Origin of the sequence: Actinomadura sp. NPDC000929, from assembly GCF_040492065.1 — a bacterium.
GTDB classification, from domain to species: Bacteria; Actinomycetota; Actinomycetes; order Streptosporangiales; family Streptosporangiaceae; genus Spirillospora; species Spirillospora verrucosospora.
Window position 1 is genome coordinate 1 of sequence record NZ_JBEUPA010000142.1, and the last position, 23,168, is coordinate 23,168.

At 73.1% G+C, this 23,168-nt stretch carries 21 protein-coding genes; 8 read left to right on the plus strand and 13 right to left on the minus strand.

The window, feature by feature from the left end; genetic code table 11:
* Positions 1 to 135: 135 nt before the first annotated feature.
* On the minus strand, positions 136 to 450 hold the full coding sequence (locus ABWI04_RS34085) for a YciI family protein (RefSeq protein WP_345176353.1): 315 nt from the start codon (positions 448 to 450) through the stop codon (positions 136 to 138).
* 128 nt (positions 451 to 578) lie between these two features.
* Here ABWI04_RS34085 and ABWI04_RS34090 point away from each other — a divergent pair, with 128 nt between their 5' ends.
* Positions 579 to 971, plus strand: coding sequence for a VOC family protein (locus ABWI04_RS34090; protein ID WP_345176352.1), 393 nt, complete (start codon positions 579 to 581; stop codon positions 969 to 971).
* A 280-nt stretch (positions 972 to 1,251) separates the two neighbouring features.
* Here ABWI04_RS34090 and ABWI04_RS34095 read toward each other — a convergent pair whose 3' ends face one another.
* Positions 1,252 to 1,860, minus strand: coding sequence for a TetR/AcrR family transcriptional regulator (locus tag ABWI04_RS34095; protein ID WP_353834992.1), 609 nt, complete (start codon positions 1,858 to 1,860; stop codon positions 1,252 to 1,254).
* Positions 1,861 to 1,962: 102 nt separating this feature from the next.
* Between ABWI04_RS34095 and ABWI04_RS34100 the strand changes: the two genes are divergently transcribed.
* From ABWI04_RS34100 to ABWI04_RS34125, 6 genes are all read left to right on the plus strand, one after another.
* Positions 1,963 to 3,675, plus strand: coding sequence for an acyclic terpene utilization AtuA family protein (locus ABWI04_RS34100; RefSeq protein ID WP_353834993.1), 1,713 nt, complete (start codon positions 1,963 to 1,965; stop codon positions 3,673 to 3,675).
* Complete coding sequence (locus tag ABWI04_RS34105; RefSeq protein WP_378188640.1) at positions 3,672 to 5,264, plus strand: acyl-CoA carboxylase subunit beta; 1,593 nt, start codon at positions 3,672 to 3,674, stop codon at positions 5,262 to 5,264. The genes ABWI04_RS34100 and ABWI04_RS34105 overlap by 4 nt, the downstream gene beginning before the upstream one ends.
* A gap of 10 nt (positions 5,265 to 5,274) precedes the next feature.
* The gene (locus ABWI04_RS34110) at positions 5,275 to 7,245 is read left to right on the plus strand and encodes an acetyl/propionyl/methylcrotonyl-CoA carboxylase subunit alpha (RefSeq protein WP_353834994.1); all 1,971 of its coding nucleotides are present in this window, start codon (positions 5,275 to 5,277) and stop codon (positions 7,243 to 7,245) included.
* Complete coding sequence (locus ABWI04_RS34115) at positions 7,242 to 8,396, plus strand: acyl-CoA dehydrogenase family protein (protein WP_353834995.1); 1,155 nt, start codon at positions 7,242 to 7,244, stop codon at positions 8,394 to 8,396. The genes ABWI04_RS34110 and ABWI04_RS34115 overlap by 4 nt, the downstream gene beginning before the upstream one ends.
* A gap of 93 nt (positions 8,397 to 8,489) precedes the next feature.
* Positions 8,490 to 9,611, plus strand: a complete 1,122-nt coding sequence (locus tag ABWI04_RS34120) for an RDD family protein (protein ID WP_353834996.1) — start codon at positions 8,490 to 8,492, stop codon at positions 9,609 to 9,611.
* Between the two features lie 145 nt (positions 9,612 to 9,756).
* Complete coding sequence (locus ABWI04_RS34125) at positions 9,757 to 9,936, plus strand: hypothetical protein (protein WP_179848525.1); 180 nt, start codon at positions 9,757 to 9,759, stop codon at positions 9,934 to 9,936.
* 93 nt (positions 9,937 to 10,029) lie between these two features.
* On the opposite strand, the gene ABWI04_RS34130 is transcribed toward ABWI04_RS34125, so the two are convergent.
* The 6 genes from ABWI04_RS34130 to ABWI04_RS34155 all read right to left on the minus strand — a co-directional run bounded on the left by ABWI04_RS34130 (position 10,030) and on the right by ABWI04_RS34155 (position 16,109).
* On the minus strand, positions 10,030 to 10,596 hold the full coding sequence (locus tag ABWI04_RS34130; protein ID WP_353834997.1) for a P-loop nucleotide/nucleoside kinase family protein: 567 nt from the start codon (positions 10,594 to 10,596) through the stop codon (positions 10,030 to 10,032).
* The gene (locus ABWI04_RS34135; RefSeq protein ID WP_353834998.1) at positions 10,593 to 11,651 is read right to left on the minus strand and encodes an enolase C-terminal domain-like protein; all 1,059 of its coding nucleotides are present in this window, start codon (positions 11,649 to 11,651) and stop codon (positions 10,593 to 10,595) included. Before ABWI04_RS34135 ends, ABWI04_RS34130 begins: the two co-directional genes overlap by 4 nt.
* Positions 11,652 to 11,777: 126 nt before the next feature.
* A complete protein-coding gene (locus ABWI04_RS34140; RefSeq protein WP_345176333.1) occupies positions 11,778 to 13,256 on the minus strand; it encodes an LCP family glycopolymer transferase in 1,479 nt (492 codons plus the stop codon).
* A gap of 40 nt (positions 13,257 to 13,296) precedes the next feature.
* Positions 13,297 to 13,929: a hypothetical protein gene (locus tag ABWI04_RS34145; RefSeq protein WP_353834999.1), complete on the minus strand. Its 633-nt coding sequence runs from the start codon at positions 13,927 to 13,929 to the stop codon at positions 13,297 to 13,299.
* A 136-nt stretch (positions 13,930 to 14,065) separates the two neighbouring features.
* A complete protein-coding gene (locus ABWI04_RS34150; RefSeq protein ID WP_345176327.1) occupies positions 14,066 to 15,502 on the minus strand; it encodes a GuaB1 family IMP dehydrogenase-related protein in 1,437 nt (478 codons plus the stop codon).
* A 355-nt stretch (positions 15,503 to 15,857) separates the two neighbouring features.
* Complete coding sequence (locus tag ABWI04_RS34155) at positions 15,858 to 16,109, minus strand: hypothetical protein (RefSeq protein ID WP_345176325.1); 252 nt, start codon at positions 16,107 to 16,109, stop codon at positions 15,858 to 15,860.
* 110 nt (positions 16,110 to 16,219) lie between these two features.
* Between ABWI04_RS34155 and ABWI04_RS34160 the strand changes: the two genes are divergently transcribed.
* A complete protein-coding gene (locus ABWI04_RS34160; protein ID WP_185024146.1) occupies positions 16,220 to 17,134 on the plus strand; it encodes an Lrp/AsnC family transcriptional regulator in 915 nt (304 codons plus the stop codon).
* Positions 17,135 to 17,187: 53 nt separating this feature from the next.
* Here the strand turns inward: ABWI04_RS34160 and ABWI04_RS34165 are convergent, their stop codons facing one another.
* The 5 genes from ABWI04_RS34165 to ABWI04_RS34185 all read right to left on the minus strand — a co-directional run bounded on the left by ABWI04_RS34165 (position 17,188) and on the right by ABWI04_RS34185 (position 22,715).
* Positions 17,188 to 18,783 carry a Na+/H+ antiporter gene (locus tag ABWI04_RS34165; RefSeq protein ID WP_353835000.1) on the minus strand — a complete coding sequence of 532 codons (1,596 nt, stop codon included), beginning with the start codon at positions 18,781 to 18,783 and terminating at the stop codon, positions 17,188 to 17,190.
* Between the two features lie 82 nt (positions 18,784 to 18,865).
* Positions 18,866 to 19,747, minus strand: a complete 882-nt coding sequence (locus ABWI04_RS34170) for a LysR family transcriptional regulator (protein ID WP_345176319.1) — start codon at positions 19,745 to 19,747, stop codon at positions 18,866 to 18,868.
* Between the two features lie 81 nt (positions 19,748 to 19,828).
* Positions 19,829 to 21,385 (minus strand): MFS transporter, encoded by a 1,557-nt coding sequence (locus tag ABWI04_RS34175; protein ID WP_353835001.1) that lies wholly within the window; start codon positions 21,383 to 21,385, stop codon positions 19,829 to 19,831.
* Positions 21,385 to 21,648, minus strand: a complete 264-nt coding sequence (locus ABWI04_RS34180) for a ubiquitin carboxyl-terminal hydrolase 14 (RefSeq protein WP_345176315.1) — start codon at positions 21,646 to 21,648, stop codon at positions 21,385 to 21,387. Before ABWI04_RS34180 ends, ABWI04_RS34175 begins: the two co-directional genes overlap by 1 nt.
* A gap of 32 nt (positions 21,649 to 21,680) precedes the next feature.
* Positions 21,681 to 22,715, minus strand: coding sequence for a GDP-mannose 4,6-dehydratase (locus tag ABWI04_RS34185; RefSeq protein WP_353835002.1), 1,035 nt, complete (start codon positions 22,713 to 22,715; stop codon positions 21,681 to 21,683).
* Between the last annotated feature and the right edge of the window lie 453 nt (positions 22,716 to 23,168).

Consider the following 23,168-nt stretch of genomic DNA (forward strand, 5'->3'; position numbering starts at 1 on the left):
ATGGTACTGCATGGGAGACCGTGTGGGAGAGTAGGACGCCGCCGGACACATATTGTAGAAAGGCCCCGCCGTTACCGGCGGGGCCTTTCTCATTTCGTGCCTGCTTCCCAGGGCCTTTTTCGCATTGCCCGGCCGCTATGCCGGAGGGACACTCCGTCCGCCTGTGAGGGCGGCCAGTGCCGGGTGGGCGCGTCCAGGCGCGATGGTGGTGATGTCGTAGAGCGCGACGCCGGCCTTCACGAAGGGATCTTCGGCGGCGATCTTCTCCGCCTCCTGCCGGTCGACGCCGGCGACGATGATGAGGCCGCCCTCCGACGAGGGAACAGTCTGGCCGGACAGCAGGAACGTGCCCGCGCCATGATGCCGTTCGAGAAAGGCCACATGGGCGGCGACATGGGGTTCGGCGTCCTCCTCCGACCTCGTGTACTCCAGGCGCAGCAGATGCAGCATCGTATGCTCCCCGATGGTCGTCCGATCTCCGGACAAGTCTGCCAGTGGGCGGCACGGTCACCGGTCGTTCGTCGATGCGGTATCGGCGATCGTGTGGGCGAGCCTGGTGCGGCGCCTATGATCGGCAGATGCCCCTAGGCCACCTTGGCGTAAATGTCCGCGACCTTGGCCAAGCCAGGGCGTACTACGACGAGTTGATGCCCCTGGTCGGCTTCGAAACCTTCTTCGCCACCGAGGAGGAGTTCTCCTACCGCCCGGCGGGCGGCAAGCCAGGCACGTACCTGTTCTTCTACCCGGCATTGGAGGACGGTGACTACTCGCGCCACCGTCCGGGTCTCCAGCACCTCGCTTTCATGGTGAAGACTCGGGAGGAGGTCGACCGTCTGCATGAGTGGGCGGTCAAGCGGGGCGCGAACGTGCTCTATGAGCCCCAGGAGTTCCCGCAGTACGGCCCCACCTACTACGCCACCTTCTGGGAAGGTCACGACGGCGTCACTTTGGAGATCGTCTGCCACCGTTAGGCTGCGCGTTTGGCGATCGCCTGGACTGAGCGGTTCGTCAGCCAGGCTTGACTGGCACCGGCAGAACCAGCGACGCCTTCGACCAGATCGATGCGGGCTTTGAGGCGTGGAGGGCCGGCGCCCAGACCCTCGGGCCCGCCGCCTCCGCCCGACCAGCGACCCCGCTGAACCCCCGTACGAGGACCTTCCGCGCATCGCGGCGGTTCTCACCTCGGTGGGCCCCAGTCGGCGGCGAGACCCGCTGTGGGCAGTCTCCCTTGGACCGTGCGCTGTCCGGGGATCAGCGGCCGAGTGCCTGGTCGAGCGTGGTGGCCCACCGGTGCAGCAGGCGGGTGCGGCGTGCCGAGTCGTCGGTGAGCAGGTCGGCCAAGCCGAGGCCGCGGACCAGGTCGAGGGTCGCCTGGACGGTCTCCCGGACGCCGGGGACCGACTCGTCCGCGCCCAGCGCCTCCACGGTGAGGCGGTGCGCCTCGCGCCCGACCCGCGCCTCCAGGGGGACGACCTGCGCGCGGAGCTGCTCGTCCGAACTGGCCGCGACCCACAGCTGGAGCGCGGCGCGGAAGAGCGGGGTCGTGTACATCTCGCCGAGGAGCGTGACGACGTCCAGCGTGGAGGGACGGCGGTCGGCGAGCGCGTCGAGGCGCTCGCGCATCTGCGCCATCCGCACGTCCGAGCCGTACTCGACCGCCGCCGTCACCAGTTCCTCGCGGGTGGGGAAGTGGTGCTGGGCGGCGCCGCGGGAGACGCCCGCGCGCTCGGCGACCACCGCCACCGTCGTGCCCGCCCAGCCCACGGAGGCGAGGCAGCCGATGGCGGCCTCCAGGAGGCGCCGCCGCGTGGCGCGGCTACGGTCCTGCTGCGGTTCGCGGGGGAGTGCCTGGGCGGTCATGGAGTCCTCGAAGTCGGTGGCCCTCCAGTCAATCAAACGATCAGGCAGAGAAACAATCATGCGTGATTGATTTTTTAGAGGCGGGCTGGCAGGGTTCTGGCCATGAGCCAACCGCTGCGGGTCGGGAACGCCTCGGGCTTCTACGGCGACCGCTTCTCCGCGGTGCGGGAGATGCTGGAGGGCGGGCCGCTGGACGTCCTCACCGGCGACTACCTGGCCGAGTTGACGATGCTGATCCTCGGGCGCGGGAAGATGAAGGACCCGGAGGCCGGGTACGCCGCGACGTTCCTGCGGCAGATGGAGGAGTCCCTCGGCCTGGCCGCGGAGCGCGGCACCAGGATCGTCGCGAACGCCGGCGGGCTCAATCCGCAGGGGCTGGCGGCCCGGCTGCGCGAGCTGGCCGCCCGGCTCGGGATCGACGTGCGGATCGCTCATGTGGAGGGCGACGACCTGCTGCCCCGGGCGGAGGAGCTCGGCCTGGCGGACGCCCGCCGCGGGCGGCCGCTCACCGCCAACGCCTACCTGGGCGCCTGGGGGATCGCCGAGTGCCTGCGGGCCGGCGCGGACGTGGTGGTGACCGGACGCGTCACCGACGCGTCCCTGGTCGTGGGCCCGGCCGCCGCGCACTTCGGCTGGGCGCGCGACGACTGGGACGCGCTCGCGGGCGCGACGGTCGCCGGGCACGTCCTGGAGTGCGGCGCGCAGGCGACCGGCGGCAACTACGCCTTCTTCCAAGAAATCTACAACGTAAAGGCACCGGGCTTTCCGATCGCCGAGATCCATCCCGACGGGTCCAGCGTGATCACCAAGCACGACGGGACGGGCGGCGTCGTCACGGTCGAGACCGTCACGGCCCAGCTCCTGTACGAGATCGGCGCGCCCGCCTACGCCGGCCCGGACGTGACGACGCGGTTCGACACGATCGCCTCGGCGCAGGACGGGCCCGACCGGGTGCGGATCAGCGGCGTCCGGGGCCTTCCACCGCCGCCGACCACCAAGGTGTGCCTGAACCACCTGGGCGGGCACCGCAACGAGATGACCTTCGTCCTCACCGGCCTGGACATCGAGGCCAAGGCCGAGCTCGTGAAGGCGCAACTGGAGGCCACCTTCACGGAGGGCCGGCCGTCCCGCGTCGAATGGACGCTCATCGGCGCCCCCGGGCCGGACCCGGCCACGCAGGGGGAGGCCACCGCCCTGCTCCGCTGCGCCGTCCTCGACCCGGACCCGGAGAAGGTCGGCCGCGCGTTCAGCGGCGCCGTCGTGGAACTCGCCCTCGCCGGCTATCCGGGCTTCACCATGACCTCCCCGCCGGGAAAGGGCGGCCCTTACGGCGTCTACACGCCCGCCTACGTCCCGAACGAGGCCGTCGAGCATGTCGCGGTGACCCACGAGGGCGAGCGCATCGCCATCGCCGCGGCTCCGCACGTGCGCGACCTCGAAGCCCCCGCCGAGGCCCCGCCCGCCGGAGGCGTCCCACCGGGAGCCGCCGTCCGGGCGCCGCTCGGCCGTGTCGCCGGGGCGCGGAGCGGAGACAAGGGCGGGGACGCCAACATCGGCGTGTGGGCCCGCACCGACGCGCAGTGGCGCTGGCTGGAGCCCTTCCTGACCACGGAAAGGCTCCGCGAGCTGCTGCCGGAAACCCGCGAGCACACCGTCCGGCGGCATGTGCTGCCCAACCTGCGTGCGGTGAACTTCGTGATCGAAGGGCTGCTGCAGGAGGGCGTGTCCGCCTCGACCCGGTTCGACCCCCAGGGCAAGGCCCTGGGGGAGTGGCTGCGGTCCCGCCTCGTCGACATCCCGGAGGCAGTTCTGTGACCCTCAAGAGCACCCTGGACGCGCGGAGCCCGGAGTTCCGGGAGCGCCGCGCGGCCATGCTGGAGAAGCTGGCGGCCCTGGACGCCGAGCACGCCAAGGCCCTGGAAGGAGGCGGCCGCAAGTACGTCGAGCGGCACCGCGGGCGCGGCAAGCTCCTCGCCCGCGAGCGCATCGAGCTGCTGCTCGACCCCGACTCGCCGTTCCTCGAACTGAGCCCCCTCGCCGCGTGGGGGAGCGACTTCCCGGTCGGCGCGAGCGTCGTCACCGGCATCGGCGTCGTCGAGGGCGTCGAGTGCATGATCGTGGCGAACGACCCGACGGTGCGGGGCGGGGCCAGCAACCCGTGGACGGTGAAGAAGAGCTTCCGGGCGTCCGACATCGCGCTGGAGAACCGGCTGCCCGTCATCAACCTGGTCGAGTCGGGCGGCGCGGACCTGCCGACGCAGAAGGAGATCTTCATCCCGGGCGGCCGCATGTTCCGCGACCTCACCCGGCTGTCGGCCGCGGGGATCCCCACGATCGCGCTCGTGTTCGGCAACTCCACGGCGGGCGGCGCCTACATCCCGGGCATGTGCGACCACGTCGTCATGGTCAGGGAGCGCGCGAAGGTGTTCCTCGGCGGGCCGCCGCTGGTGAAGATGGCGACCGGCGAGGAGGCCGACGACGAGGAGCTCGGCGGCGCCGAGATGCACGCGCGCGCCTCCGGGCTCGCCGACTACATGGCGGCGGACGAGGAGGACGCGCTGCGCCTCGGACGCCGGATCGTCGCGAACCTCAACCACCGCAAGCTCGGACCCGCGCCGGGCCCGGTCGAGGAGCCGCTCTACGACGCCGAGGAACTGGCCGGGATCGTCCCCGAGGACCTGAAGGTCCCCTTCGATCCGCGCGAGGTCATCGCGCGGATCGCCGACGGGTCGCGGTTCGACGAGTTCAAGCCGCTGTACGGGACGAGCCTGGTCACCGGCTGGACGCGCGTCCACGGCTACCCGATCGGGATCCTCGCGAACGCGCAGGGCGTGCTGTTCGGGGACGAGGCGCAGAAGGCGGCGCAGTTCATCCAGCTCGCGAACCAGCGCGACACCCCGCTGCTGTTCTTGCACAACACGACCGGCTACATGGTCGGCAGGGAGTACGAGCAGGCCGGGATCATCAAGCACGGCGCCCTGATGATCAACGCGGTGGCCAACAGCAGGGTCCCGCACATCTCGATCATCATGGGCGCCTCGTACGGGGCGGGCAACTACGGCATGTGCGGCCGCGCGTACGACCCGCGGTTCCTGTTCGCCTGGCCGAGCGCCAAGTCGGCGGTGATGGGGCCGCAGCAGCTCGCGGGCGTCCTGTCCATCGTGGCGCGCCAGGCGGCGCAGGCGCGCGGGCAGGCCTACGACGAGGACCAGGACCGCGCGATGCGGGAGATGGTCGAGGCGCAGATCGAGGCCGAGTCGCTGCCGTTCTTCCTGTCCGGGCGGCTCTACGACGACGGGGTGATCGATCCCCGCGACACCCGGACCGTCCTCGGCCTGTGCCTGTCCGTCGTCCACAACGCCCCCGTGCGCGGCGCCGAGGGCTTCGGCGTCTTCCGGATGTGAGTGTCGAACAATGATCAAAAGAGTGCTGGTCGCCAACCGCGGCGAGATCGCCCGCCGCGTCCTGCGCGCCTGCCGGGACCTCGGCGTCGGGACGGTCGCCGTCCACTCCGACCCCGACGCCGCCGCGCCGCACGTCCGGGAGGCGGACGTGGCCGGGCGGCTGCCCGGCGCGTCCCCGTCGGAGACCTACCTGTCGGTGGAGCGGCTCCTCGCCGTGGCGGAGCGCGCCGGGGCCGACGCCGTCCACCCGGGCTACGGGTTCCTGTCGGAGAACGCGGACTTCGCGCGGGCGGTCGTCGACGCCGGCCTGACCTGGATCGGCCCGCCTCCCGAGGCGATCGCCGCGATGGGCTCCAAGATCGAGGCCAAGAAGCTGATGGCCGCGGCGGGCGTCCCGGTGCTGCCCGAGCTCGACCCCGTCCGGGTCGGCGACGCGGACCTGCCGCTGCTGGTCAAGGCGTCCGCGGGCGGCGGCGGGCGCGGCATGCGCGTCGTCAGGACGCTCGAGGAGCTGGAGAGCGCCGTCGCGGGGGCGCGCAGGGAGGCGGAGTCGGCGTTCGGCGACCCGACCGTGTTCTGCGAGCCGCTGCTGGAGGACGCCCGCCACATCGAGGTGCAGATCCTCGCCGACGCGCACGGGACGGTCTGGACGCTCGGCGAGCGCGAGTGCTCCATCCAGCGCCGCCACCAGAAGATCATCGAGGAGGCGCCGTCCCCGGCGGTCGGTCCCGAGCTGCGCGCGCGGCTGTGCGGGGCGGCGGCGAGCGCGGCGCGCGCCATCGGGTACACCGGCGCGGGCACGGTCGAGTTCATGCTGGCGCGCGACGGAGGCTTCTCCTTCCTGGAGGTCAACACCCGGCTCCAGGTCGAGCACCCGGTCACCGAGTGCGTGTACGGGGTGGACCTCGTCCGGCTGCAGATCGAGGTCGCCGAGGGCGCCCGCCTTCCGGCCGCGCCGCCGGAGGCGCGCGGTCACGCCATCGAGGTGCGCCTCTACGCCGAGGACCCCGCGCACGACTGGCGGCCCGCCAGCGGCACGCTGCACACCTTCGAGGTGCCGGGGGCGGACGCCGAGTTCGCCGTGCCGGCGGCGTACGGGCTGCGGCTCGACAGCGGCGTGGAGAGCGGCGCCGAGGTCGGCGTCCACTACGACCCGATGCTCGCCAAGGTGATCGCGTGGGCGCCGTCCCGGGCCGCCGCCGCGCGCCGGCTGGCGGCGGCGCTGCGCGGCGCCCGCATCCACGGCCTCACCACCAACCGCGACCTGCTCGTCCGGATCCTGGAGGAGCCGGGGTTCCTGGACGGCGCCACCGACACCGGCTACCTCGACCGCGTCGGCCTGGACACCCTGGCCGCGCCCCTCGCGGACGAGGCCGCGGTCCGGATGTGCGCGCTGGCCGCCGCGCTCGCCCAGGCGGCCGCGAGCCGGGAGGGCGCCGCGGTGCTCGGCGGCCTCCCGTCGGGCTGGCGCAACGTGCGGTCCCAGCCGCAGCGCAGGACGTTCCAGGGGCCCGGCGGCCCGGTGGACGTCGACTACCGGCTGGACAGGGACGGTCTGACCTCCGAGCTGTGCCCGGGCACGTCGCTGGTGTCCGCCGCTCCGGACCGCGTCGTCCTCGACCGCGACGGCCTCCGCGAGGCCTTCGCCGTGACCGCCGCCGGGGACGCGGTGCACGTCGACTCGCGCCTCGGCCCGGTCGCCCTCGTCGCCGTTCCGCGGTTCGCCGACCCGAGCGGCCGGATCGCCCCGGGCTCCCTCCTGGCCCCCATGCCCGGCACCGTCGTCCGCGTCGAGACCGAACCGGGCGCGGACGTCGCCGAAGGGCAGACCCTCGTCGTCCTGGAGGCGATGAAGATGGAGCACCGCATCGCCGCGCCGTCCGCCGGGACCGTCGCCGAACTGAACGTCACCGCGGGGCAGCAGGTCGAGTCCGGCGCCGTCCTCGCCGTCCTCGCCGTCATCGAAGGGACCCCCGAATGAGCTTCGTCGAGACCGAGGAGCGGCGGGCCCTGCGCGCCGCGGTCGCCGAACTGGGCGGCGAGTACGGCTCCTCCTACTACGTGGAGAAGGCCAGATCCGGACAGAAGACCGACGAGCTGTGGGCCGAGGCCGGGCGCCTCGGCTACCTCGGCGTCAACGTGCCGGAGGAGTACGGCGGCGGAGGCGGAGGCATCGGCGACCTCGCCGCCGTGTGCGAGGAGCTGGCGGCCGCGGGCTGCCCGCTGCTGCTCATGGTCGTCTCCCCGGCGATCTGCGCGACGATCATCGCCCGGTCCGGCACCGAGGACCAGAGGAAGCACTGGCTGCCGCGCTTCGCCGACGGTTCGGTGAAGATGGCGTTCGCGATCACCGAGCCCGACGCCGGCTCCAACGCGCACCGCATCACCACCACGGCGCGCCGCGACGGCGACGGGTGGGTGCTGAACGGGCAGAAGACGTTCATCTCCGGCGTGGACGAGTCGGACGCCGTGCTGTTCGTCTCCCGCACGCAGGACCAGAAGGGCAACCTGCGGCCGTCGCTGTTCATCGTCCCGACCACCGCGCCCGGGTTCACCTTCACCCCGATCGAGATGGAGATCGTGTCGCCGGAGAAGCAGTTCGTCTGCCACCTCGACGACGTCCGGCTGCCCTACGACGCGCTCGTCGGCGACGAGGACGGCGGCCTGCTGCAGCTGTTCGCCGGCCTCAACCCCGAGCGCATCATGGCCGCCGCGATGGGCGCCGGGATCGGCCGCCTCGCGCTCGGCAAGGCGACCGCCTACGCCGCGTCGCGGCAGGTGTTCAGAACGCCGATCGGCGCGCACCAGGGCATCGCGCACCCGCTCGCCGCCGCCAAGATCGAGCTGGAGCTGGCCCGGCTGATGGGGCAGAAGGCCGCGTGGCTCTACGACGAGGGCGACGACGCCGGCGCCGGCGAGGCGGCGAACATGGCCAAGTACGCCACCGCCGAGGCCGCGATCCACTGCGTCGACCAGGCCATCCAGACCCACGGCGGCAACGGCCTCACCACCGAGTACGGCGTCGGGATGCTCGCCGGCGTCGTCCGGCTCATGCGCATCGCCCCGGTCAGCCGCGAGATGATCCTCAACTACGTCGCACAGCACTCCCTGGGGCTGCCCAAGTCCTACTGACCGCTTCGGTGGCGGCGGCGGGGCCGGGCGGCCTAGACTCCTGCCGTTCCCGCGCTTTGATCAAAAATGAAGATCGCGACCTGAGGGACTCACGTGTACGGTCCGCCACCCGTTCCGCCGCCCGCCGCCGAGCCCGTCCCGCACGCGCCGCCGCCACCCGCCGCGGCCCCGCGCGGCCGCCGCCTGGCGGCCTGGAGCATCGACACCGCCCTGCTCGCCTGCGCCGCGGGCCTCCTCGGCACGATGACGTGGGGACGGCTGAACGGACTCCTCGGGGACGGGCTCTGGGGCGACGCCCTGTCCGCGGCGGGCGGGCTCCTGCTGTCCGGCGGCGACGTCCGGCAGGCCGCCGAGAACTTCGGGACGAGCATCTGGAACACGGCCGTCAGCGCCGTCGAGCAGGCGCTGCTCCTGCTCATCCTGATCGAGTTCCTGCACCAGTTCGCGGGGCAGGCCTTCGCCGGCCGGACCGTCGGCAAGGCCGTGCTCGACCTGCGCGTGGAGAACGCCAGGTCCGCCAAGTCCCGGGCGCTGCGCCGGTCCCTGGTGACCACGGCGGGCGGCACCGGCCTGTACTGCACCGCGTGGATCCTCCTCCTGCACGGGCTCTTCTTCCTGTCCCTCGTCACCTGGCTGGTCGCCGTCGCGGTGTTCCTGGCCAACAGCGCGCCGACCCTCGTCGGCGCCCGCCGCCGGGGCCTCGCCGACCTGCTGGCGGGGACGTCCCTCGTCCGCGCGGACGGCTACCGCCGCGCGGCCCAGGCCGCGCGGCAGGGCGCCGTCATCGCCTGGGACGGCACGCAGGCGGCGGGCCAGGTCGCGGGGCAGGCCGTTCGTGAGAACGCCGCCCGCCTCGCCCAGGCCGAATCGATGCAGCGCGCCCTGCAGTCGGAGCGCGCCCGGCAGATGCAGGATCTGGGCCGGAGGTCCGCCGCCCGGATGCAGGACGCGGTGCAGAGCGAACGGGCGCAGCAGGTCGGCCAGGCGGGCAAGCGCGTCGGGGGCCGGCTCAGGAACGCCTACCAGGATCGCCGGTCCGCCCGGCGGCAGCTGCCCCCGCAGCCGGAGCAGCCCGCCCTCCCGCCGCCCGCGCCCCACTACGACCCCTACGCGCAGCCCGGCCCCTACGCGCAGCCCGGGTACGGCCAGCCGGGGTACGGCCAGCCGGGCCAGCACGAGCCGCCGCAGCAGTACATGCCGCCGCCCCAGCAGTAGTCGCCCGGGATTCGGAACCGTCGAAGTCCTACTGAATCACCCCACCTCGACCTTTGCTCACTCTTAGTAGTCATTACGTTACATAGAGCATGTGTCGGGGACGATCGCAACGCAAGTACCGGATGCCGGAGCGAAAGGGATGATCATGAAGAGGTGTCTTGCGGTTCTGGTTCTCGCCGCCGGGACGACGATGGCCGGGATGACCGGCCTGTCCGCGACGGCGTCGGCCGCCACGGCGTCCGGCGAGCCGATGAAGGGCCACGACCACCACTGCTGCTGTGAGCACAACGTCAACAAGAACGTGAACATCAACATCAACGGCTGACGCGACGGCCGTTCCCGCCCGGCGGTCCTTCCGGCGGGCGGCCATCTGGCGGAGACCGCACGGTCTCCGCCAGATCGTCACTCCGCCAGATCGTCACTCCGCCAGGGCGTCCAGTTGCGCCTCCAGCGGCACGGGCGCGCCGAGGCGGTTGTCCACGGCCGTGTGGGGCACCGGAGGCGGCGTCCCCGGCAGCATCCGGGCGACGAACGCGTCGAACGCCGCCAGCTTGCCGGCGTCGCGGGGCGAGCCCCGCCGCTCCAGCCGGTGCCGGAGGGTCGCGGCGTCCGTCCGGATCCAGACCAGCCTCACCGGCGGCCCGCCCAGGGACGCCACCCACGCGCTCCAGCGCGCCGCGTCCCGGATGTGGCCGGTGAACGGGCCGCTCAGCAGCACCGGGCAGCCGTGCGACCGGATCTCCCGCGCGGTGGCGGTCATCCCCGCGTACTCGTGCGGCTTGACGTGCTCGTCGTACCAGGGGCCCTCGCGCTCGCCCGGATCGCGGGAGAAGGTCGCGAGGGTCGCCTCCACGAACGGCCCGAACATCGTGTCCTTGTCCAGCAGCGCCGGGACGGGGCGCAGCCGCCGCAGCAGCAGGTCCGAGACCGTGGTCTTGCCGGAGCCGGGCGGCCCCGCCACCACCCAGGCCGGGGCGGGCGTCACGTCGACAGGCGCAGCCGGCGGGTCGCCAGCCGCTCGATGCGCGCCTCGTCGATCTCGTGGCCGAGGCCCGGCTGCGTGAGCGGGACGCCGACGACGCCGCCGGACGAGCGCACCGGCGGCGTCACGAACACCGGGCCGCCTGCCGGGTCGGACACGTCGCTCGGCAGCGTGCACCCCGGCAGGGCCGCGAGCGCCACCGCGGCGGCCTGCCCGATGCCGAACGCGCCGCAGCCGCTGCACCACACGTCCCATCCCGCCGCGTAGGCGAGGTCGTGGGCGCTGCGGGCCGCGGTCAGCCCGCCGAGCCGGTCGAGGCGCAGGTGCAGCGCACGGCCCGCCTCCAGCGACAGGGCCGCGTCCAGCGTCTCCAGATCGCCCACGTCCGGGGCCACGGCGGTGCCCACCCGCGCCTGGAGCCGGGCGTGCGCGGCGAGGTCACCGCCGGCGAAGGGGCGCTCGATCGCCGCCAGGCCGTAGGCGTCCAGCGCCTCCAGCGCCGCCAGGTGCTCCGGCGACTCGGTGTAGGCGTGGCCCGCGTCGGCGACCAGCGCCAGGGCCGGGTACGCCTGCCGGATCGCGCGGACGGGCTCGATGTCCCACCCCGGCCGGACGTCCAGCGTGACGCGGGTGTGGCCCGCTCCAACGGCCCTGTTGACCCGGGCCGTGACGGTGTCGATCGCCGGCTCGGGGGTGATCCGCGCGCCCGTGACGATCGAGGTGCGGGTGCCGCCGAGCGCGTGCGCGAGCGGCAGCCCGCGGGTCCGGCACCACAGGTCCCAGCAGGCCGTGTCGACGGCCGCCGCGGCCTCCCGCGCGCCGAGGTCGGCGGCGGCGGACACGTCCTCGGGGCGGTCCCAGTCGAGCCCGATCAGGGCCGGCCCCATGCGCGTCTCGATGTCCGCCCATGCCGCGCCGGGGTCACCGGCTCCGTCCGGGACGGCCATCTCGCCCCAGCCGACGGCGTCGTCGCCGGCCAGGCGGACGAGGACGCTCTCCGGCCGCCGCCCGCGCGGCATCGCCACGCGGAAGGCGTCGCAGCCGTGGATCCGAGGCACCGCACCAGCCCTTCGAAGTAGGGGTCGTTCCTCAATGATCCCTCCTCCCCGGACCAGGAAGGACAATCCACGCGGGTCAGGACCGCCGCGGCGGGACGGGCGCCGGCCGCGGGCCGGGCCGTCCGGTCAGGGGCAGCTGCTCTCCAGCGACACCGGCTTGGAGCTCGGCTTGGCCGGCTCGCCGCCGTCCTGCCCGTCGGGCGAGGCGGTGGGCGAAGCCGTCGGCGAGGCCGTGGGCGTGCCGCTCGGCTTGGCGCTGACCTGGCGCGGCTCGCTGTTGACGGCGTCGGCCGCCAGGGTGCGGATCTTCTCGAAGTCCGGGTTCCCCGTGTAGATCAGCGGCGGGACGAACTGCAGGCTCCTGATCTGCGCGCCGTTCTTGACCCGGTTCGACAGCTTCATCAGCGCGGGCAGCAGTTCCTGCGGGATGTCGGTCGACAGCGTCCGCTTGGCCGCCGCGGCGAGCTTGTCGAAGCTGGTGAGCACGGTCTGCGGGTCGGCCTGCTCGGCGATCGCCCGCATCAGGCACTTCTGCCGGCTCATCCGCACGTAGTCGCTGCTGTTGGTGCGGGACCGCCCGTACCAGAGGGCCTCCTTGCCCTTCAGCGTCCGGTAGCCGGGCTGCAGGACGCCCCCCTGCAGGCCGTACGGGATCGGCTCGGTGATCTTGAGCTTGACGCCGCCCATGGCGTCGACGATGTCGGCGAAGCCGAACATGTCGACGAGGATGTAGTAGTCCACGCGCAGGCCGAGGACTCCGGCGACGGTGGCCTTCAGCAGCTCGGGGCCGCGGCGCTTCTTGGCGACGCCGGGCACCACGTCGGGGTGGTTCTCGGCGTACTCGTAGACCTCGTTGAGCAGGCCCGGGTTCTGCGGGCCGTCGCCGGTGAAGCCGTAGGGGAACCGGTCGCGGGCCGGGCCGGGCGGCATCGGGAACCGCTCCAGGTTCCGCGGCAGGCTCAGCAGCACCGTGTCGCCCGTCTTGGTGTCGACGCTGGCGAGGGTCACGCTGTCGGTGCGCACGCCGGTGCGGTCGGCGGCGGAGTCGCCGCCGAGCAGCAGGATGTTGACGCGCGGCTGGCCGTTGAACGGGTCCGCGGTGTCGACCGGCTTGCCGTTCTCGCTTCCGGTGCGGAAGATGCTGGTCAGCGCGTCGCGGTACACGTAGGTGCTGTGCGCCGACCACGCCACCGGCACCGCGACGGCGGCGCACATCACCGCGACGGCGGCCGCGCCGAGCGTCCGGGCGCCCGCGGCGAGGCGGGTCGGGCGCAGCAGCAGGTAGGAGCGGACGACGACGAGGATCCACAGCACGCCGAGCGCGATGATCGCGGCGGAGGTCCGCTGCAGCACCGCGGGCTGGACGGCGTAGTGCACCAGATCGGAGCGGTAGAACGTGGCGGCGCCCGCGAGGGCGGCGACGATCGCCACGTACAGCGCGAGCAGAATCCCGCCGGCGATCCGGCGGCCCGTGACGAAATGCGCGACGCCCCAGACCAGGGCGGACGCGAGCGTCAGTGCCAGCGCGCGGGGGAGGCCCCCGGCTCCGCCGGAGGCACCCTCATCGTCCCTGTTCCGGGCACGCCCACTTGGCGACCGACCCATGTACGCTCCGATTCCCACCCACAGTGAATTAAGCCTCGGCTCACATTATGGACGCGTCGAACCGGGCAAAGGTTGCGTAAGAGTCGATCGCATGCGAGCGGGTGTGGCCTTTGGTGCAGATCGTCAGGATAGTGAATCCGCCGCCGTTCGGGGACCCGTACGGATGATCACGTAGTGGGCAGGGCGCCAGCGCGTGGGCGGCCGTCAGCGGCGGGACGATCACCAGCAGGCACAGGACCGCCACCGTCGTGCCGCCCGCGAGCCGCCACAGCGGCGACAGCCCGGCCGGGAGCAGCACCGCGTAGGAATGGACGATCAGCCCCGCCCACAGGGCCGCGACGACCACGCAGCCGGCCGTCAGCGCCGCCAGCCACGCGGGCCTCGCCGCCGCGTGCAGCAGGAGCGGGCGGCCGTGCCCGGCGGCGAGGGCCGCCGCGGTCAGCGCCAGCGCCTGGACGGTCAGCAGCGCCGCGCCGAGCCGGACGCGCCCGGCCCGCAGGTGCGCGATGCCCGGCAGGGCGGGGGAGACCGCGGCGATCACCAGCGCCTCGGCCAGCTCCCGCAGCGCCGCCTCCCGCGCCCGGCGCCCCCGCTCGCGGTCCCGGGCCGCCGGGCCCCGCCCCTCCTGCGGCAGCGGCCGCGCCCCGGCTCCGACCGACCCGCCGTCGACCATGCTGCGCCCCCTCCAGGGACGGAGACCCCTCTCCGTTCCTGACGTAAGAGAGTGCAGGTCAGCGAGCTGATCGGGGCGCGAAGGCGGCGGCGTGTCGCGAAATGCGGGGACGCCCGGCGATCCGCGGGGGCGCCCTTTACCAGCTGCTGGACAGCGGCTTGCCCTCGGCGTAGCCGGACGGGCTCTGGATCCCGACCACGGCGCGCTCGTGGAACTCCTCCAGGGTCCGCGCGCCCGCGTAGGTGCACGAGCTGCGCAGCCCCGCCACGATCGAGTCGATCAGGTCCTCGACGCCGGGCCGCTGCGGGTCCAGGAACATCCGGGAGGTGGAGATGCCCTCCTCGAACAGGGCCTTGCGGGCCCGGTCGAAGGGGGAGTCCTCGGCGGTGCGCAGCCGCACCGCCCGGGCGGAGGCCATGCCGAAGCTCTCCTTGTAGAGCCGCCCGTCGGCGGCCCGCTGCAGGTCGCCCGGCGACTCGTAGGTGCCGGCGAACCACGAGCCCACCATCACGTTCGCGGCGCCCGCGGCGAGTGCCAGCGCGACGTCGCGCGGGTGCCGGACGCCGCCGTCCGCCCACACGTGGCGGCCGAGCCGGCGCGCCTCGGCGGCGCACTCCAGCACCGCGGAGAACTGCGGGCGGCCGACGCCCGTCATCATCCGGGTGGTGCACATCGCGCCGGGGCCGACGCCGACCTTGACGATGTCGGCGCCCGCCTCGATCAGCTCGCGGGTGCCCTCGGCGGTCACCACGTTCCCGGCGACGACCGGGACGGCGGGGTCCAGCGCCCGGACCGCGGCGAGCGCGCTGATCATCTTGTCCTGGTGGCCGTGCGCGGTGTCGACGACGATCAGGTCGGCGCCCGCCTCCAGCAGCGCCTTGGCCTTGCCGGCGACGTCGCCGTTCACGCCCACCGCCGCGGCGACGCGCAGCCGGCCGGCGGCGTCCACGGCCGGCCGGTAGAGCGTGGCGCGCAGCGCGCCGGTGCGGGTGAGGACGCCGGCGAGGCGGCCCTCGGCGTCCACGACGGGGGCGAGCCGGTGGCCGCGCTCGTGCAGCCGGTTGAACGCCTCCCGCGGGTCGACGCCGGCGGGCAGCGTGACCAGGTCGCGGGACATGATGTCGCGGAGCTGGGCGAACCGGTCCACGCCCATGCAGTCGGCCTCGGTGACGACGCCCACCGGACGGTCGTCCTCGACGACGATCACGGCGTTGTGCGCCCGTTTCGGCAGCAGCGCCAGCGCGTCGCCGGCCGTGCTGGAGGGGTCCAGCCGGATCGCGGTGTCCACCACCAGGTCGCGACCCTTGACCCACTCGATGACCTCGGCGACGACGTCGACCGGGATGTCCTGGGGGAGGACCGCGACGCCGCCGCGCCGGGCGGCGGTCTCGGCCATCCGGCGGCCGGACACGGCCGTCATGTTGGCCACCACGAGCGGGATGGTGGTCCCGCTGCCGTCCGAGGTGGCCAGGTCGACCTCCAGGCGCGACCCGACGGAGGAGCGGCGGGGGACCATGAAGACGTCGTTGTAGGTGAGATCGTGAGCGGAACGCTCATCGTTCAGCAGGCGCACGGCAGTACTACACACCAATCGCGTTCGCAGTGGCTGGGCCACCGTACATTCTCGGCGATACCCGGCCGTGCTCCCGCCGAGGCCGGCGGCCGGACGCCCCGGACCGCCCCGGACCGCGGGCAAAGCCCGTGACCAGGGGTGATGACACTGTGTCCCGGGAGGGCGTCGAGTGTCGTCTCAGCCCGTCTTCCCCCCTCCTTGCAGGGATAACGAAAGTGGGCCCGTGCCCCTGATGCAAAACGGTGCAACGTGAGGCTTGGCTCTCTGTAAAGTTACCTCTTGACGTAACTGCGCCCCCGATGCACTTTTCTTACATGTGCCTCGCGCGGACGGCGGATCCGCCGTAGGGGGTGGGTCAGAAGAACACCGGGAGAAGCGCATGCAGGTCACGCACGTCGTCCCGGTCGGCCATGCCCGCCCGCGCCGCCGGCCGCCCCGACCGGGCCGCGATCGCCGGAGCGGCCACGGCCGTCCGGCGCGTCCACCGCCCGGGCGGCGTCGCGCCGTGCGAGCGGCGCGGGCTCGGCAGCGTTGCGCTTTCGTACCGGTTTCTGCGGCATTTAAAACGTCGCCGCCCGGAACCGGTCACCGACGCTTCGACGGCCATCGGGCAGGGCGAACACGAGCAAGATCAATATTTGACGTCATACCGTCCTGAAATGGAATGATCTTGCAGTTGCTGGCAAAACGATTCATCACATGTCGAGGAGGAGAGCCGTGCTGGATGCGGTCGACGCCGTGCTCGTCCGCGAGCTCCAGCGGGATGGCAGGGCGACGTTCCAGGCGCTGGCCGATCGCGTCGGGCTTTCCCGCACGGCGGTGCGGGCACGGGTGCAGCACCTTCTCGAAACCCAGGTCGTCCGCGTCGTCGGCATCGTGCACGCCGCCGTCGTCGGCGCGGAGGCGATCGGGCACGTGTCGGTCACCGTGGCCGGCTCGGCGAGGGAGGTGGCCGAGACCGTCGCCGAGCGCGCCGCGGTCAGCTTCACCGCGCTGACCGCGGGCCCGTACGACCTGGTCGCCCAGGTGCGCACCCGCGACGACGCCGCGCTCGCGGCCGAGGTGGACCACATCAGGTCCGTCGCCGGCGTCCGCGCGGCCGAGGTGTTCCGGTCGGTGTCCACCGTGCGCGACACGCACGCGGTGGTGCGCGAGCTCGGCGAGGTCACCCTCGACGACATCGACTGGCGGCTGCTGCACGAGCTGCAGCGCGACGGCCGCGCCCCCTACACCCGGCTCGCGCACGTCATCGGCCTCTCGCAGGCCGCCACCCGGGCCCGGGTGGTCAGGCTCATGCGCACCGGCGTCATCCAGGTGACCGGCCTCGCCGACCCCCTGGCGCTCGGCGCCGCGGAGCTCGGCGGGTTCGGGCTGGTGGTGACGGGCGGGCTCCGCAAGGTCGCCGACGCGGTCGCCGCCCAGGACGGCGTCCGCTACCTGGCGACCGGCTTCGGCCGCTACGACATCGTCGGGCAGGTCGAAGCGGCCTCGCGCGCCGAGCTGGTGGCCGTGTTCGACGCCATCCGGTCGGTGTCCGGGGTGACGGTACGGGAGTCCTGGCACCACCTCGACGTGGTGAAGGAGTCCTACGCCGTCCAACTGCCCGAGCAGCCCCTCAACGGGGCGGTCTGAGCGCGGCCCTCGGCCCGGCCACGGCGCGACCGTGGCCGGGCCGAGGGCCCCCGCTAGTCGCGGCTGAGGGCGACCTCCTCCAGGTCCAGCTCGTGCATGACGCGGGCCAGGACCTCGTCGTCGATGCGGCGCTCGTCCCGCATCCGCACGAAGACCCGGCGCTCGGCCATCAGCATCTCCCGCCGCAGGCGCCGGTACGTCGCCGTCGGCACCTCCTCGCCCTCCGGGCCCGTCCCGCCCCCGAGCCGCTCCCAGGCGCGCAGCTGCCGGTGCTCGGCGAGCTGCCGCAGCCGCTCCACGACCGACGCGTCGAGCCGCTCCTCGGCGTTCAGCTCCTCCAGCCGCTCCAGCGCGGCCTGCGCGGCGGCGTGCTGCGCGCCCGCCAGAGCGACGGTGTCGGCGTAGCGCTCCCGGTCCCCGCCGATGCCGAGCGCGCGGATCAGCGCGGGGAACGTCAGCCCCTGCACCAGCAGCGTCCCGAGGACGGTGGTGAACGTCAGGAACAGGATCAGGTCGCGCCCCGGGAACGGCGTGTCGCCCGAGGCGACGAACGGGATCGCGAACGCGGCGGCGAGCGAGACCACCCCGCGCATCCCGGCCCACGACACCACGACCAGGCCGCGCCAGCCCACGCTCGGCACCGCCCGCTCCCGCCGCGACAGCAGCCGCGGGACCTGCGAGGCGGGGAACACCCACACGAACCGGGCCGCGACCGTGACGGCGAACACCGCGGTCGACCACCAGGCCAGCTCCTGCCAGCTCCGTCCCGACATCTCGTGGACGATCGGGGGCAGCTGCAGGCCGATGAGCAGGAAGACCACCGACTCCAGGAGGAAGACCATGACCTTCCAGAAGGAGTGCCCGATCAGGCGGGTCACCGCCGCGGACTGGGTCTCCCGGTTGCCCAGGTACAGGCCGCTGACCACCACGGCGATCACTCCGGAGGCGTGCGCGGTCTCGGCGAGGAGGTAGGCGGCGAAGGGGGCCACCAGCGCGACGCCGTTCTCGACCAGCGGGTCGTTCAGCCGGGTCCGCAGCCAGTGCAGCGGCGGCCCGAGCATCAGCCCGACCGCCGCGCCCACGACGGCGGCGAACAGGAAGCGGCCGACGCCGTCCAGGAGGGTGAACCCGGCGCCCGTCGCCGCGATCAGCGCCACCCGGAACGCGGTCAGGGCCGTCGCGTCGTTGAACAGGCTCTCCCCGACGAGGACCGTGACCGTCCGGCGGGGCAGGCCGAGACGCTGCGCGATGCTCACCGCCGCCACCGCGTCCGGCGGCGCCACGATCGCGCCGAGCACGAACGCCGCCGCCAGCGGCAGGTCGGGAACGATCAGATGCGCCACGTAGCCCACGGCGAAGGTCGTGAACAGCACCAGCCCCACCGACAGCAGGCCGATGGACCAGACGTTCTGCCGAAGGTTGGTGAACGAGCTGTTCCACGCCGCGGAGAACAGCAGCGGCGGCAGGAACACGAACAGCACGAACTCGGGTTCGAGCTCGAATTCCGGGACCCCCGGGACGAAGGAGAAGGCGAGCCCCGCGATCACCAGGACCAGCGGCGCCGACAGGCCGAGGCGCCGCGCGGCCGCGGCCACCATCAGGGCGCCGACCGGTACGGCCAGCAGCCAGAGTGCGTGCGTCGTTCCCACCGCCGAATCATGGCATGACCGGGTGGTACCGGCGTCGCGCGGGCGGCCCGGCCGGACCGGGAGGAACCGGGCAGGGGCGCGGTCAGCGGGCCTGGTCGTCGCGGTGCGGCGCCTGCTTGGCGAAGGTCAGGAAGTCGCGGGCGGCGGGCGGCAGCCGGCGGTGCGCGTGCACGAGGCCGATCATGCGGGTGAGCGGCGGCATGAAGGAGCGGACCGTCACCCCTTCGGTGTCGTCGATCTGGTTGCGGTACCAGAGTAAGGAGCCCCGCCCGGCGCGGACCCAGCCGAGCCAGGCGCCGCGCTCGTCGGACTCCACCGCGGCGACCGGCCGCGCGCCGATCCGCCGCAGCATCGTGTCGATCTCCGCGCGGCGGGCGCCGCCGCGGGCGGGCAGGACGAGCCGCATGCCGTCCAGCGCGGCGGGCGGCACCGGTTCGCGGACCTTCAGCGCGCGCGGGGAGATCAGCACCACCTCGCGCTGCTCGAACGGGTGCGCGGTCATGTCGCCGGGGACGGGGAGGTCGGTCAGCGCCAGGTCGGCGCGGCCCCCGCGCAGCACCGCCGCGATCTGGTCGCGGTCCGCGCAGCGCACCACCCGGACCCGCACGGCGGGCTGGTCGCGCGCGAAGCGGGGGATGAGGCCGCCGGTCAGCTCCGGCTCCAGCGACGCGGTGACCGCGATGCGCAGCTCCGCGCCGCGCCCGTCGGCGCGCGTGACCGCCAGTCCCTCGATCGCGTCGACGGCGTCCAGGGCGACCCGGGCCTGCCGGACGACCTGCTCCCCGGCGGGCGTGAGGACGACCCCGCGCCCGGACCGCGCGAACAGCTCCAGGCCGAGCTCGCGCTCCAGTTCGCGTACCGCCCGCGACAGCGCGGGCTGGGCCACGTAGAGGGCTTGGGCCGCCGACGTCATCGTGCCATGGTCGGCGGTCGCCACGACATAGCGCAGCTGCCGCAGATTCATGCACTGACCGTATGCCAACGAACCGCTCCGGTCCTGGACATAGCCGGATTAGGACCGGGAATCAGCGGACCGGTCCGGCGATCAGCCCCCGGGCCCGGGCGGGGTCCTCCCGGCGCGCCCGGCCGGGACGGTCTCCGGCTCGGGCTGCAGCTGCGGCGCGCCCACCCCGCACTGGCGCCGGCATTCCGGCTGGACCGGTTCCCCGGACGGCGTCCGCAGCGCGTCGTCGCCGACGGTGAGGAAGGACAGCACGGCCCCCGCCGCCAGGAGACCGGCGCATGTGATCATCGCCAGCCGGTACCCGTGCGAGAAGTCCACCGGGTTCTTGAAGGCGTCGCCCGTCAGCCCCGCCAGGGGCGGGATCGCCGCCACCGCCAGCAGGCCGGCGGCCCGCGCCACCGCGTTGTTGACGCCGCTGGCCACTCCCGCGTGGCGGACGTCGGCGGTCGCCAGGACCGTGGCGGTCAGCGGCGCGACCACCGCCGCCAGCCCCAGCCCGAACACCACCACGGCCGGCAGGACGTCCCGGACGTAGGAGGCGTCCGCGCCGATCCGGCCCACCAGGAGCATCCCGAGGGCCGCCACGACCAGGCCGACGGTCATCGGCAGCCGAGGGCCGATCTTCTGCGCGAGCGCGCCCGCCCGGGCCGACAGCAGCAGCATCAGCACGGTGACCGGCAGCAGCGCCGTCCCGGCCGCGATGGGCGAGAACCCGGTGACGACCTGGAGGTTCAGGACGAACAGGAAGAACATCACGCCCATCCCGCCGTACATGATGAACGTGACGACGTTGACGGCCGAGAACTGCCGCGAGGAGAACACGTCCAGCGGCAGCATCGGCTGTGGCGCCTCGCGGTCCGCCCGTCTGCGCGGCCGCCCGCGGAGACGTTCGAGCAGCACGAACGCGACGGCCGCCGCCAGCCCGGCGATCGCGGCGGCGGCGATGACCGGCGGGGACGCGCCCCCGCCGGGCGCCTCCGTCAGCGCGTACGTCGTCCCCGCCAGGGCCAGCGCCGCCAGGGCCGCGCCGAGCACGTCGAAGCGCCCGTGGGCCTGCGGGTCGACGCTCTCGGGGACGTGCCGGACCGCGACCAGCACCACGACGGCGGCGAGCGGAACGTTCAGCAGGAACACCCACCGCCATCCGGCCGCCTCCACGAGCCAGCCGCCCAGGAACGGGCCGATCGCGCCGGCGACGCCGCCGAGGCCCGACCAGGCGCCGACCGCGCGGGGGCGGTCGTCGGCCGTGAACGACGCCTGGATGATCGCCAGCGAGCCCGGGGTGAGCAGCGCTCCGCCCACGCCCTGCAGCGCCCGCGCCATGACCAGCGTCTCGACGTTCGGCGCCACGCCGCACAGCACCGAGGCGACCGCGAACCACACCGTGCCGATGAGGAAGATCCGGCGGCGTCCGAACCGGTCCCCGAGGGAGCCGCCCAGCAGGATGAAGCCCGCGAGCGTGAGCGTGTAGGCGTTCACCGTCCACTGGAGCCCGGCCATGTCGGCGTTCAGGTCGCGGGCCAGCCTGGGCAGCGCCACGTTCACGACGGTGGAGTCGAGGAACGCCACGCTCGATCCGAGCACCGTCGCCAGCAGGATCCAGCGTCCCGGCCCGGTGCCCAGCCGGACGTCCGGCATCAGACGATCAGTTCGTCGACGAAGCACCAGCGCCAGTCCTCGCCCGGCTCGAACGAGCGGACGATCGGGTGCCCCTCCTTGTGGAAGTGCCCGCTGGCGTGCCGCATGGGCGAGGAATCGCAGCATCCGACATGGCCGCAGCTCAGGCAGAGCCGCAGGTGGACCCAGCGTGTTCCCTCTCTGAGGCAGTCCTCGCATCCCTGGGGTGTGTTCGGGGACGGATCCTCGATCGGAAGGGACTGCACGTGCTCACAGGTGGCCATACCTGAATCGTGCCACGGCCGTGGTAACCGGATTACCAATGGTCGGGGCTGAACGGCTCGTCCTCGGGGCGCGCGGACCGCGACAGCAGCCGCAGGTCCGACTCGACCATCATGGTCACCAGCCCCTCGAAGGTCACCTCGGGCTCCCAGCCGAGCTGCTCGCGGGCCTTCTTCGGGTCGGCGCACAGCAGGTCGACCTCGGCCGGACGCGTGTACTTGGAGTCCAGGACGACGTGGTCCTGCCAGTCCAGGCCCGCGGTGCGGAAGGCGAACTCCACCAGCTCGCGCACCGACTGGGTCTGGCCCGTCCCGATGACGTAGTCCTCTGGGGCGTTTTGCGCCAGCATCATCCGCATCGCCCGGGCGTAGTCGCCCGCGTAGCCCCAGTCGCGGCGGGCCTCCAGGTTGCCGAGACGCAGCTCGGTGGCCAGGCCCAGCTTGATGCGGGCGGCGCCCAGCGACACCTTCCGCGTGACGAACTCCGCGCCCCGGCGCGGCGACTCGTGGTTGAACAGGATCCCGCTCACCGCGAACATGCCGTAGGACTCGCGGTAGTTCTGCGTGATGTAGTGGCCGTAGCTCTTCGCCACCCCGTAGGGGCTGCGCGGGTGGAACGGGGTCTTCTCGTTCTGCGGCGTCTCGCGCACCATCCCGAACATCTCCGAGGACGATGCCTGGTAGAAGCGGATCTGCCCGTCGCCCGGCGTGCGGGACGGGCTGATCCCCGACACCACCCGGATGGCCTCCAGCATGCGCAGCACGCCCATCCCGGTGACCTCGGCGGTCAGCTCCGCCTGCTGCCACGACATCGGCACGTAGGAGATCGCGCCCAGGTTGTAGACCTCGTCGGGCCGCACCCGCTCCACCGCCGAGATCAGGCTGCCCTGGTCCAGCAGGTCCCCGGTGGTGATCTGCACGTCGCCGATGTGCTTGCGGAGCCGCGACACATGGGGGTTCGCCTGCCCCCGCACCAGGCCCCAGACCTCGTATCCCAGCTCAAGCAGATGCTCGGCCAGATACGAGCCGTCCTGTCCGGTGATGCCGGTGATGAGTGCTCGCCTGGACAGCGGATCCTCCATGGCTGAAATAGGTCCGACGCGGGCCCGCCGCGGGCCCAAACCCGCCGCGAGCGTGATTTATGAGGTTACCGACCAGGCCACGTCCATGACGAGGGAGGGCACCGTTTGAACCGAATTCCCTTCTGGTTCGCCCACCCCCGGCCGCCCGGTACTGGTCACAGCGTCCAACAAGGACGCCGTCGGCAGACTCTAGGCCACCCCGCGGACAAGCCCGGAGCCGCCACCGTGGCCGCGCCTGGACGGTTGCGATCGCGTCCGAAGGCAGTTTCGAGCCTGCGAGAAACTGATCGCGCAGGGAGCCTCTGGGCGAGCCGGAGCGATGCAGATTTCGCCCGCAGTGTTCTGGCGTCGGGCGCCCCCACCCCCCCCCCGGCCCGAACAAACCAAAAAAACGCCCCCCGGGCGGGGGCGGGCGGGGGCGCGGGGAGGGGGGTTGGGGCG

Excerpts from the sequence above, each read along its gene's own strand:
- ABWI04_RS34090 (WP_345176352.1), top strand. The coding sequence starts at position 579 with ATGCCCCTAGGCCACCTTGGCGTAAATGTCCGCGACCTTGGCCAAGCC.
- ABWI04_RS34125 (WP_179848525.1), top strand. The coding sequence starts at position 9,757 with ATGAAGAGGTGTCTTGCGGTTCTGGTTCTCGCCGCCGGGACGACGATG.
- ABWI04_RS34085 (WP_345176353.1), bottom strand. The coding sequence starts at position 450 with ATGCTGCATCTGCTGCGCCTGGAGTACACGAGGTCGGAGGAGGACGCC.
- ABWI04_RS34140 (WP_345176333.1), bottom strand. The coding sequence starts at position 13,256 with ATGGGTCGGTCGCCAAGTGGGCGTGCCCGGAACAGGGACGATGAGGGT.
- ABWI04_RS34145 (WP_353834999.1), bottom strand. The coding sequence starts at position 13,929 with ATGGTCGACGGCGGGTCGGTCGGAGCCGGGGCGCGGCCGCTGCCGCAG.
- ABWI04_RS34170 (WP_345176319.1), bottom strand. The coding sequence starts at position 19,747 with ATGAATCTGCGGCAGCTGCGCTATGTCGTGGCGACCGCCGACCATGGC.
- ABWI04_RS34180 (WP_345176315.1), bottom strand. The coding sequence starts at position 21,648 with ATGGCCACCTGTGAGCACGTGCAGTCCCTTCCGATCGAGGATCCGTCC.
- ABWI04_RS34115 (WP_353834995.1), top strand. The coding sequence starts at position 7,242 with ATGAGCTTCGTCGAGACCGAGGAGCGGCGGGCCCTGCGCGCCGCGGTC.
- ABWI04_RS34155 (WP_345176325.1), bottom strand. The coding sequence starts at position 16,109 with ATGGCCGTCGAAGCGTCGGTGACCGGTTCCGGGCGGCGACGTTTTAAA.
- ABWI04_RS34110 (WP_353834994.1), top strand. The coding sequence starts at position 5,275 with ATGATCAAAAGAGTGCTGGTCGCCAACCGCGGCGAGATCGCCCGCCGC.
- ABWI04_RS34095 (WP_353834992.1), bottom strand. The coding sequence starts at position 1,860 with ATGACCGCCCAGGCACTCCCCCGCGAACCGCAGCAGGACCGTAGCCGC.
- ABWI04_RS34100 (WP_353834993.1), top strand. The coding sequence starts at position 1,963 with ATGAGCCAACCGCTGCGGGTCGGGAACGCCTCGGGCTTCTACGGCGAC.
- ABWI04_RS34175 (WP_353835001.1), bottom strand. The coding sequence starts at position 21,385 with ATGCCGGACGTCCGGCTGGGCACCGGGCCGGGACGCTGGATCCTGCTG.